12 protein-coding genes are annotated in these 10,467 nt (G+C 38.6%); 3 read left to right on the top strand and 9 right to left on the bottom strand.

Translation table 11 applies throughout. The features are described 5' to 3' along the window. On the top strand, positions 1-198 hold a 198-nt coding region (locus tag ACKI5B_RS09175), incomplete at its 5' end, for a hypothetical protein (protein WP_407428006.1). Here the strand turns inward: ACKI5B_RS09175 and ACKI5B_RS09170 are convergent. The 4 genes from ACKI5B_RS09170 to ACKI5B_RS09155 all read right to left on the bottom strand — a co-directional run bounded on the left by ACKI5B_RS09170 (position 195) and on the right by ACKI5B_RS09155 (position 2,801). Beyond that, positions 195-644, bottom strand: coding sequence for a MarR family winged helix-turn-helix transcriptional regulator (locus ACKI5B_RS09170; protein ID WP_407428004.1), 450 nt, complete (start codon positions 642-644; stop codon positions 195-197). The two genes, ACKI5B_RS09175 and ACKI5B_RS09170, sit on opposite strands and share 4 nt — an antisense overlap. Positions 645-653: 9 nt before the next feature. Beyond that, on the bottom strand, positions 654-1,571 hold the full coding sequence (locus tag ACKI5B_RS09165) for an NAD(P)/FAD-dependent oxidoreductase (protein WP_407428002.1): 918 nt from the start codon (positions 1,569-1,571) through the stop codon (positions 654-656). A 3-nt stretch (positions 1,572-1,574) separates the two neighbouring features. Beyond that, positions 1,575-2,156: a sugar O-acetyltransferase gene (locus tag ACKI5B_RS09160; protein ID WP_407428000.1), complete on the bottom strand. Its 582-nt coding sequence runs from the start codon at positions 2,154-2,156 to the stop codon at positions 1,575-1,577. A 105-nt stretch (positions 2,157-2,261) separates the two neighbouring features. Further along, a complete protein-coding gene (locus ACKI5B_RS09155; RefSeq protein ID WP_407427998.1) occupies positions 2,262-2,801 on the bottom strand; it encodes a glutathione peroxidase in 540 nt (179 codons plus the stop codon). Positions 2,802-2,985: 184 nt separating this feature from the next. Between ACKI5B_RS09155 and ACKI5B_RS09150 the strand changes: the two genes are divergently transcribed. Then, on the top strand, positions 2,986-4,017 hold the full coding sequence (locus ACKI5B_RS09150) for a uracil phosphoribosyltransferase (RefSeq protein WP_407427996.1): 1,032 nt from the start codon (positions 2,986-2,988) through the stop codon (positions 4,015-4,017). A 16-nt stretch (positions 4,018-4,033) separates the two neighbouring features. Beyond that, on the top strand, positions 4,034-5,389 hold the full coding sequence (locus ACKI5B_RS09145) for a uracil-xanthine permease family protein (RefSeq protein WP_407427994.1): 1,356 nt from the start codon (positions 4,034-4,036) through the stop codon (positions 5,387-5,389). Positions 5,390-5,394: 5 nt separating this feature from the next. Here ACKI5B_RS09145 and ACKI5B_RS09140 read toward each other — a convergent pair whose 3' ends face one another. The 5 genes from ACKI5B_RS09140 to ACKI5B_RS09120 form a co-directional block, all read right to left on the bottom strand. After that, positions 5,395-7,482, bottom strand: coding sequence for a hypothetical protein (locus tag ACKI5B_RS09140; RefSeq protein ID WP_407427992.1), 2,088 nt, complete (start codon positions 7,480-7,482; stop codon positions 5,395-5,397). A gap of 10 nt (positions 7,483-7,492) precedes the next feature. Beyond that, positions 7,493-8,167 (bottom strand): tetratricopeptide repeat protein, encoded by a 675-nt coding sequence (locus ACKI5B_RS09135; RefSeq protein WP_407427990.1) that lies wholly within the window; start codon positions 8,165-8,167, stop codon positions 7,493-7,495. 24 nt (positions 8,168-8,191) lie between these two features. Next, entirely contained in the window at positions 8,192-8,953 is a 762-nt protein-coding gene (gene surE, locus ACKI5B_RS09130) for a 5'/3'-nucleotidase SurE (protein ID WP_407427988.1), read from the bottom strand. After that, positions 8,943-10,121 carry a galactokinase gene (locus ACKI5B_RS09125; protein ID WP_407427986.1) on the bottom strand — a complete coding sequence of 393 codons (1,179 nt, stop codon included), beginning with the start codon at positions 10,119-10,121 and terminating at the stop codon, positions 8,943-8,945. The genes surE and ACKI5B_RS09125 overlap by 11 nt, the downstream gene beginning before the upstream one ends. Before the next feature lie 131 nt (positions 10,122-10,252). Continuing rightward, positions 10,253-10,467 (bottom strand): hypothetical protein (locus ACKI5B_RS09120; protein WP_407427984.1); only part of this gene is annotated, 215 nt, incomplete at its 5' end.

Below are 10,467 nucleotides of genomic sequence, written 5' to 3'. Positions count from 1 at the left end.
CTTAACAGAACATCTCCCGTTTCTTCCACATCTTCACCTGTTAAAAAGTACAACTTAGCCTTTACGCATGCAACTGAAACCCAGATTTCAAAATACGTTTCAATCAATACTGATGCAGGCTTAAGCTACTACGCAAACTGGGGAAAAACTGCAACTCTTACAGCAACAGCAACAATCGGCGGAACAGTGAAATTCTAATTCAGGATTTTATACAACAGCTTATATAAAACTTCTGCTTCTTCAGTTGAAATCTTTAAACAGGAGCAAATTTGAGGAGGAATTTCTAAAGCTTTTTCTTTCAGATTTTCGCCGTTTTTTGTAATTGAAATTTTTACAACGCGTTCATCCACTTTTTCACGATTTCGTTCAACAAGTCCTTTTTCTTCCATTGATTTTAAAAGCGGTGAAAGAGTTCCTGTATCAAGAAAAAGCTTTTTTCCAAGCTCCCCTACCGTAAGTTTTTTATCTTCCCACATTACCATCATGACAATATATTGAGTGTATGTGAGATTTAATTTTTTTAGAAAAGGGGTATACTTACGTAAAATTTCACGGGAAGCAGCATAAAGGGGAAAGCAAACCTGATTTTTAAGTTTCAGAGATTCATATTTATCAGCTTCAGTATTTTCAATTTGATTCTGCATAAATTTTCCTTATTGTTTGATTTTTCTAATATAATCAACTGCACTTAATCCTGCAACACCGCCTTCGTAAACTGCCTTACATACCTGTAAAAGTCCGCCGTTTGCATTTCCGCACGAAAAGATTCCCGGTGCGTTCGTAGCCATTTTTTCGTTTGTGGCAATTGAGTCTCCGTTTAGGGCAAGCCCGAGCTTTTTGGCAAAGTCAGCGGCTCCGGCACTCCCTAAGGCTACAAAAACTCCGTCAACAGTAAGTGTTTCGCCGTCTTCAAATGATACACCGCCTACTTTTGAGCCTTCTTCGTTCAAAATGATTTTTGAAACTTTGCGTACATCGATTTTGATTTTCTGTGCGACAGAAGAATCTTTTGAAAGAGCTGATTTAACTTCATCATCTGATTTTCCGTCGGTCAAAATAGTGACAGAATCTGCAATGTGTGCAAGATGACTTGCTTCTTCCACTGCGAAAGTTCCGTTTCCAATTACAGCGACATTTTTTTTGCGATAGAAAAATCCGTCGCAGACAGCGCAGTAAGAAACGCCTTTTCCTTCAAAATCAACGATTCCTGCGATGTTAGGGCGGAGCTTTTTGTTTCCGGTTGCAAGAATCAGGCTGGTTGCAGTGTATTCGTTTCCGCCGGCTTTTACTGAGTACTGCGTTTTTGGCGGGGGAGCAAGCATTTCGATGTGAGTTACTTCGGCCTGAATCACTTCGATTCCAAGATTTTTTGCCTGCTCGATTCCGTTTTTATAAAGATCTGGGCCTGTAATTCCTTCGGAAAAGCCGTAATAGTTGTCGATTTTATGTGCTTTTTCAAGCTGACTTTCGCCTGAATAAATGACGGCAACATTAAGGTTTGCGCGTTTTGCATATAAGGCAGCCGAAACTCCGGCAGGGCCTGCACCGATTATGATTATGTCGTATGTCATAAGCTATTCCTCTATTTGTTTAATTACTCTGCACGGATTTCCTGCAGCAAATACATTTGCCGGAATGTCGCGGGTAACGACGCTTCCGGCTCCGATTACGCAGCCTTCGCCGATTGTAACTCCGCCGCAAATTGTAACATCGCCTGCAATCCAGCAGTTGTCTTTAATTGTGACTGGTCGTGCAAATTCTTTGTCAGTCAAAACACCGTCACCTCTTGTATACTGATTCCGCTCCTGCCATTTCATTGGATGAACAGGAGTGAGAATCGAAACATTCGGTCCAAAAAACACATTGCTTCCGATTGTGACAGTCGCACAGTCAATGCAAGTGAAGTTGAAGTTTGCGTAACAGTTTTCGCCGAAAGTGGTAAAAATGCCGTAATCAAACTGAACAGGTCCCTGCAGAGTGAGGTTGTTTCCGTGGTTTGGAACAAGCTCTTCAAGCAGAGAAACACGTGCCTCGTCAGTTTCGTCCAGATTATTGTAAAGCCGGCTGTTTTTATGAGCCTTACGACGGAGCAAAACAAGCTCAGCATCGTTCGGGTCATAAAGAAGCCCTGCAAGCATTTTTTCTTTTTCGGTCATATTCGACCTCCATGTCGTAGACGAGAATTTTGCATTGCAAAATTCTCGCGGAATTAATTTGCTTTCAAAAATCGCGACATCCTTGTCGCCCTGTTGATAACAATTCTACAACAGTTGTTCGATTTTTTCATCGATTTTCTTTGGCTCGACTGTTGACTCGAATCTCTCCACAACATTGCCTTCTCTGTCGACGAGGAATTTTGTGAAATTCCACTTGATGCTGGCGTTGTTTTTGAAATCCGGGTCGATTTTGCCGACGACCTGATTCATAATTGCGCCTTTAATTCCTGTAAAGCCTGCAAAACCTTTCTGACTTTTGAGGAATGTGTAAAGCGGGATTTCGTTTTCGCCGTTGACTTCGATTTTTTTGAAGTTGTCAAAGCTTGTCTTATACTTCATCTGACAGAACTCATGGATTTCTTCATCGTCGCCCGGTGCCTGATGACCGAACTGGTCACATGGAAAGTCAAGAATTTCCAGACCCTTGTCGTGATATTTCTGATAAAGCTCTTCAAGGCCTTTGTACTGTGGAGTAAAACCACAGCCTGTCGCTGTGTTAACAATCAAGAGAACCTTACCCTTGAAATCTGCCATTGAAACTTCGTTTCCTTTTCTGTCCAAAACTGTGTAATCATAAATTGCCATAATGTGCCTCCTGTTCCCGGTGGTTGAGTATGTCAAAACCAACCTATCTTTTATTTGATTAGATTATATTGTATCAAATGTTTTATTGTCAATAGATTTTTTTAATTTTTTTTTCTTTTCTCCATTGTGAAATTTTAATTCACATACTAAAATGAAGGATTGAAAAACGTATCAGGAGCTGTAAATGAGCAACAAAATCATTCTGAAAGCCGAAGATCTGGATGGTTATCTTACACAGGAAGATAACGAAGATCTTGCCAAACTTGACATGATGTTTAAAGAGACAATGAAATCATTTGACCCTGTCAACAAAGAAAAAATCATCGAAGGCTATGACAAAATGGGGCACGAAATGCATTCAATCTGCAAAAAGCACCCTCAAATCAAAGTTTATTCCTTCGAAACTGACCTTCAGGCACAGGCAGAAGCCAGCCGGGTAATTTCAAAACTCCGTGATGAACGCACTGACCATCAGGAATTTATGTACTACAGTCAGCGGGCATACGAAATGCTTTTCCGCATGGCTTACATCAATCAGGAAACAGACAAAAAAGGTCACATAATCGTAAAAACTCCGGTTAATTTTCCGGTTCAAAACTACGCCGTGCACAAAATCCCTGCAATCGACCACAAAATCCACAACACTGTAATGTGCGTCATGCTCCGCGGAGCACTTCTTCCAAGCATGATTGTTTCAAAAGAAATTGAAGAATATTCTTCAGACGGCTATCTTACACCATTTGCGCTTTTCAAAATCAGCCGCAATGACACCAAAAACGAAAACAACATGGAATATGTTCTGGATCTGGACAAATCCTTCTTCGACCTCAAACTGCTCGACGGCAAAGATCTGATTTTTGCAGACCCTATGAACGCAACAGGCGGTTCTCTTGTTACTGTCGTAAAATATCTTAAAGAAAACGGTGTAAAACCAAAATCAATCGCATTTTTCAACACAATTTCAACACTAAAAGGCTCAATTCGTGTCACACGTGCTCTGCCTGAGCTTACCTGCTACACCCTCTGGATGGATCCTGTCATGAACGAAAAAGCATACATCATGCCTGGTCTTGGCGATGCCGGCGACCGCCTAAACGGCTGCGACACTAAAGAACATGCACGCAACATCATTCAGCTGCTCGCAGATTACGGCCACAATATTTCAAGTCTTTACCGCAGCCAGATGTTTGAAATTGAAAGAACAGTATTAGGATAAAAAAAGGAGCAAATATATGGAATTAGTTTATGGAATTAAAGACAGACCTTCATTAGGCAAAGTTTTTCTTTTTGCAGTTCAGCAGCTGCTTGCAATTATGGCAGCAACAATCGCAGTACCTGCAATCGTCGGTAATGGTCTTACAGCCTCTGCAGCCCTGTTTGGTGCAGGTGTCGGAACTTTCATCTATTTAATATTCACCAAAAGTGCAAGTCCTGTCTTTTTGGGAAGTTCTTTTGCCTTTATCGGCTCTATGTTCTCTGCTTTCGGAGGAGCTGCTTCTGTTTCAATCGGATACTGGGGCTTAATAATCGGTGCCCTTATGGCAGGTCTTGTCTACATCATCATCGCAGTTGCAGTAAAATTCTGCGGTGTACACTGGATTGACAAACTCATGCCTCCTGTAATTATCGGACCTACAGTTGCAATCATCGGTCTTTCACTTGCAGGAAACGCAATCGGCGATTTAATGAAATCAAACATCGAAGGCGGAAGTTCCTATGTCGCCCTTGTCTGCGGCCTTTTTACACTTTTTGTTACAATGATGTGCTCAACATACGGAAGCAAAATCGGAAAGCTCATTCCTTTCATTCAGGGAATTTTAGCCGGCTATGCAGCAGCTTCAATTTTTGCAGTTATCGGTCATGCAACCGGAAATTCTTCACTCATTGTCATCAACTACACCGCCCTAACAAGCCTTGATTTTTCAAAACTTTCAGCATATTTCTCTCTTCCGCAGTTTACTTTCCTTCTTGGAGGAAGCGAAGGACTCAAAGGAATTACAGGCTCTTACCTGCTTACAATTTTTGCAGCTTATGTTCCTGTAGCATTCGTTGTATTTGCAGAACACCTTGCAGACCACAAAAATCTTTCTGCAATCGTCGGTGTAAATCTTCTTGAAGAACCGGGCCTTACACGAACGCTTCTAGGTGATGGTGTCGGAACAATCGTTTCTACCCTTTTCGGCGGATGTCCGAACACAACTTACGGAGAATCAATCGGCTGTGTTGCAATTACACGCAACGCCTCAACAATTTCAATCTGGGGCTGTGCAATTCTGTGTATTGTTTTCAGTCTTTTAACACCTCTTGTTGCCTTCCTAGAAACAATTCCAAGCTGTGTAATGGGCGGCGTTTGTGTTTCTCTTTACGGCTTTATCGCTGTTTCAGGCTTAAAAATGTTCCAGCAGGTCGATTTAAACCGCAACCGCAATCTCTTTGTTGCAAGCGTAATTTTAATCACTGGAGTCGGCGGCATGGTTGTAAAATTCGGCAAAGTTGAAATCAGAACAGTAGCCTGTGCATTGATTCTTGGAATCGTCACAAACTTACTGCTCTCAAAAAACGACAATAAAGAAACTAAAACTGAATAAAACTTTTACTGGAGCGGTGCGAAATATCCTGTTTCGTCTCTACCGCTCCTGTTCATTATAAAGGTTTCCACTTCTACAGGAAGATATTTCTGACCAAAATCAGTTTGCAGAGCAGTTGTATAAGAAAGCACATAAATTCCAGACGGAATTTCAATTATATCATTAACAACTTCAGAAAGTCCCTGCTCACGATATACATAATATTCACCGCCTTCAGTATTTGTACACAGGTAATTAATTTCATCATCACAGGCAGACTGTGCAAGAATAAGATTAACAAAACTGATTGAATTATTATTCAAATACGAAGAAATATTTGACAAGCCATACTTTTCAAAAGCAAGCTGGGTCACTTTTCCGCTTCCAATATAAACAATCGCACATTTTTTTTCAGCGTTGATTAATGCATTGGAAGCAAGCCGTATTGCAAGATCCAGAGAAACAGTAGAAGACACAGGATTTTTTAATGACGCGGCATTAAATTTTGAAACACCGGAAGCTGGCCCTTCATATTCAAGTAACGGAACTTTACCTGCAGATACAATTCTCAAAGTACCGCGGTTATTCATACTGGATGCAATTTCTTTTACAGCATTTTCCATAGATTGTGAATACTTTGCTGAATCAACAGATCGGTCAATAAGCAATGTGATATCTGCAGTATCATTAGCATAAGCGGCACCTTCAAATTTCAAGTCTAAAACCGGTGCTTTATTTTCTGTAATTAAAAAATTATTTTCTTTTAAGCCAACCATACTTTGTCTTGAACGATTTTCAACATTTACTTCAATAGTTACCTTAGGGAAAGAATCTGAATAAACTTTCTGAATCTGAACAAATAATCCACCAATAAGTTCAGAAAGTTTTGCCATTACATACACTTCATTTGAATTAAAATCAGTAACGATAATATTTCCGTTTATATCAGGGACAGCACTTGTTAGCCGTGAAGGAGAATTTCCTGAATTAGCATTTTCAAAAACAGAACCGGTATCACTATCAATTGAATACACTTTATTTCTGTCACAGAGAATCAAATATTTTCCCCATGATTTCATAGATTCCGGCTTCTTAAAAGTTTTATTTTTACACAGAACACCAAGATAATTGCCTGAAAAATCGAATCTATAAACTGCACCAGTAATACAGTCTGCAACAAACACAGTATCTGCATAAACTGCCACTCCAGTCGGACCTTTCAATCCTGAAAAATCATCTGTTTTGCCACCAAAATAAAACAAAGGATTTCCATCAGTATCAAAAACATCTATACGGCTGTTTCCAAAATCAGAGACATAAATATTCCCATCATCACTTTGGGCAATATATTCTGGTCCGACCATTTTGCCGACAGAAGCACCCTTTTCACCAAATGACTTTATAAATTTTCCTTTTGAATCTAACAACGAAAGCCTGTCCCCTGCAAATTCACTGAGCAAAAGATTTCCATTTTTTAAACGGATTATATCCATAGGTCTGTCAAATCCATTTAAAGGACCGCCTGTCCGTTCAATTACAAGGCCATTTAAATCCATTTTTAAAAGTTCATTTGAAGAATATGAAACAATCCAGATTGTCCCGTCATTATTAGGAAGAACACATGTCGGCTGACTGAAAACAAAATTTCCCTGAATGTTTTTGCCAGTATAACTTCCAGATTCTGTATAACGGACTGGTTTTTCCAGTGAACTGCCAGAAAAAAGTCTCCGGCTGCTTACAATTTCAATTCTGTTTTGAAGCAGAAGACCGCCATAACCTTCATTAGAAGCATACTGCCAGTGCTCTAAAGCAGCTCCTTCAACTCCGGAACGATAATAAGATTTTCCAAGCCAGTCTAAAATTACATTTTCTCCTGGAAGATATGAAAGAGCCTTTTCAAACTGCATTATTGCATCATTAAATGAACCGCGGTAATAAGCCTGAACACCTCGTCTGAATTCCTGCTCAGCAAGTCCCGATGTTGCACTTCTTGCCCCTACAGAAGAGCGTGCTTTAGCTTCTTCACTGACAAATACACCGCTTTGTGCAGATATGTAAGAAAGTCCAAAAACAGATGTCAACAAAACGAAAAATATTGATTTCAGTCTTTTCATTTTAAGTTCCTTAAAGTTCGTGTGCAAGACGAATATGTTCAGCAATTTCTTCATTGTCAGGAAGTTTTTCCTGAGCCTGATTAAGATATTTCATTGCATCATCTAATAAACCAAGTTTTAAATAGACCCAGCCGACAGAATCAAGGCAGGCGGCTGATTCAGGCTGATTATTCAATGCTTTTTTACAGAAAGAAAGAGCTTTGGTTAAATCACGGTTTTCACAGGCAAGAACATATCCCATTCCATTTAATGCAGTATTGTTTTCAGGTTCCAGGTCAATTGCTTTTTTATATAAGTCAAGAGAGCGCTCAACATCATCCTGCTTCCATGCAATATAAGCCAGGGATGCATATACATTTGAAGGTCTGTAACCGGAATCTAAAAGTTTATTCAATTCAAATTCTGCCAGCTTTTTTCGGCCACTATTTGCATAAATCACAGCAAGAACATATCTGCACTGTAAAACCCTGTCAAGTTCAGTTCCAGAAGTTACGACCTGCTCAAGATATAAAAGAGCATCATCATATCTGTTTAATTTTGCATAACAAAGACCGATATAATATGCCAGTTCAATATTATCAATTTCAGAATCATCAGGAAGTGAAAGAAAAAAAGTAAGGGCACCACTGTAATCATTTTTCTGATACATTGAAATGCCTTGATTGAGAATATTTTTATCAGCCATACGCCCCTCCCGTAACAGCCAATTTTAAAATTTAAAATCCATTTTTCTGTTCATTTTTTTTAGAACAGGTTCTGCATAAATAAGCGAAACAGCAATTTTACCGCTTCTTGCTATATTATAATCAGAATCACTCTCGCCTTTAACTGTAATTCCTTCGCTTATGCAGCGGGCAGTTATATCGCAATTATCGTTTTCAAAGATAACTTTATCACCATAATCACGCACGCACAATGAAGCAAACTCAGCCTCACTATATTTATCGGCTGAAGTTGCATTAAGACTTACAAAAACTTCCCCTGTACAAAGAGAAATTAACTGTTCAAGATTATCGGCACAAAAATCTGCTAAAGGTTTAAAATTAAAACCATCACGTGCATAATCCAGAAATTTTGATTCAAGACTGACAGCAATACCAGGAAGTCCCATTAAAACAGCCTGTCTGGCAGCTGCACAGGTTCCTGAATAAATTACATCAGTTCCCATGTTAGGACCGGCATTTATTCCAGAAACAACAGCATCAAATTTTACCGGAAACAATGGCGAAGTTAAAGCACAAATTACACAGTCAGCCGGAGTTCCAGAAGATGTATAAATATCATCTGTGATTTTTTTAATTTGAAGGCGCTTTTCCATTGATATTTTACTGGAAACAGCAGAACGATTAGAATCAGGCGCCAAGACATAAACATCACATACAGATGAAAGAGAATTAACAAGAACCTTAAGCCCTTGTCCATCTATACCATCATCATTTGTAACCAGAATTTTTTTGCGGTTAACTGACAATATGAACTCCCTGTGCCGGTTCTACTACATAGCTTGAAGCTTTAAAACCAAAAATTTTCTGAAATTCTGTAAGTTTATTATTAAATTCGCCGACATCTTTATCATCAAGAATCGCATATAAACAGCGGCCAAATCCTTTACCTGTAATTCTACCGCAATTAAAAGGATTTCTTGAATCGTCATTATTAGGATTTATTTCAGAAAGACGTTTTAAAATCCAGTCAATTTCAGGACATGAAATTTCATATTCATCACGCATATTTTCATGACTGTGATTTACAGCACGTGCAAAAGTGCCAAAAGCATTTTTTTCAAGCGCATCCCAGGCTTCAAGTACAAACTGGTGCTCCATCATTACGCTGTGAAGCTTTTTATGAATCATTTCCGGAGCAACCGAAAGAACTAAATTTACTTCATGAGGATTTTCTTCATAACGCCATCCACCGCGAACATAAGATTTACGTTCTTTTAATTCTCCTAAAAGAAGTGCACTTTCCGGTTCGCGGATAATTTCTTCATTCCAGATATTAATGCGAGGCACTTTAGCATCGACAAGAATTATTTTTTTCTGAGGATAATCGAACGGCAGAATCTCACATGATTTTGTAGCATGATCGATTAAAACAAGAGATTTTTCTTTTGAATAGATTGCAGAAAGAATATCAGAAATATAGTTAGTTGAATTAAGGAATCTTATATTACCACGAGCTATAGCCTGTAAAATCTGGCTTTCTTCACATTTTAAATTATTAAGCTCACAAATGGCATAAGCAGAACCGACTTTTATGGCTGTATTTATTCCAAAACCGGCAGAAGGAAGAATATCTGTATAAACAGTAAAATTCATTCCTTTAACTTCAAAACCGCCGGAAATAAAACCATAAATCATAGCTTTTATTGAATTTGCCCAGCGGTCTTCTTTACGGAATTTTAGCGAAGACATTGATATTTTTTTACGGTCTTTCAGCTGAGGAAAATAAAAGTAAAAATTATTATCTGTTCTAAAAGAAACTGCTATATAAACTGGAAGATTAATCCCCATTGAAAGAGTTTTATCTCTAAAAAACCAGGAATGTTCGCCGATTAAATGAAAACGGCCTGGAGTACAAACAACAACTTCAGGCAGTTCGCCATATTCTGATTTATGAATATCTTTTACAAGATCCATAAAAGCCCCCACCGAATTATTTTTAATTAATTTCCAATTACATTAATAATAACACAGTTTTTTGAATTTTACAAACAAAAAAGGGCGAAGAAAGAGAACTTAGTTCGCCCTTATAAGTTTAAGAAAAAATTTTATTTTATTGAATCAAGCAGTTTCTGCGTATAAGAAGTCCAGTAGTCACTTTCGCAGCTGAACTTTCCAGTACTGTCAACAGTAAACATTATTGAGCCATTAGAATTTTCACCAACAGCTTTTACAGGATGAATAATGCTTTTTGAAAGTGCCGGAATCTGTTTTTTGATTACTGATGCAAATTCACCCGCAATAATAAATCCGCCTAATTTAT

The organism is Treponema sp. (assembly GCF_045657965.1).
In the GTDB taxonomy this organism is placed as follows: domain Bacteria; phylum Spirochaetota; class Spirochaetia; order Treponematales; family Treponemataceae; genus Treponema_D.
This window is presented reverse-complemented; position numbering and strand designations above follow the sequence as displayed.

Coding starts and splice junctions, on each gene's coding strand:
- ACKI5B_RS09170 (WP_407428004.1), bottom strand. CDS start 644: ATGCAGAATCAAATTGAAAATACTGAAGCTGATAAATATGAATCTCTG.
- ACKI5B_RS09165 (WP_407428002.1), bottom strand. CDS start 1,571: ATGACATACGACATAATCATAATCGGTGCAGGCCCTGCCGGAGTTTCG.
- ACKI5B_RS09160 (WP_407428000.1), bottom strand. CDS start 2,156: ATGACCGAAAAAGAAAAAATGCTTGCAGGGCTTCTTTATGACCCGAAC.
- ACKI5B_RS09155 (WP_407427998.1), bottom strand. CDS start 2,801: ATGGCAATTTATGATTACACAGTTTTGGACAGAAAAGGAAACGAAGTT.
- ACKI5B_RS09150 (WP_407427996.1), top strand. CDS start 2,986: ATGAGCAACAAAATCATTCTGAAAGCCGAAGATCTGGATGGTTATCTT.
- ACKI5B_RS09145 (WP_407427994.1), top strand. CDS start 4,034: ATGGAATTAGTTTATGGAATTAAAGACAGACCTTCATTAGGCAAAGTT.
- ACKI5B_RS09140 (WP_407427992.1), bottom strand. CDS start 7,482: ATGAAAAGACTGAAATCAATATTTTTCGTTTTGTTGACATCTGTTTTT.
- ACKI5B_RS09135 (WP_407427990.1), bottom strand. CDS start 8,167: ATGGCTGATAAAAATATTCTCAATCAAGGCATTTCAATGTATCAGAAA.
- ACKI5B_RS09125 (WP_407427986.1), bottom strand. CDS start 10,121: ATGGATCTTGTAAAAGATATTCATAAATCAGAATATGGCGAACTGCCT.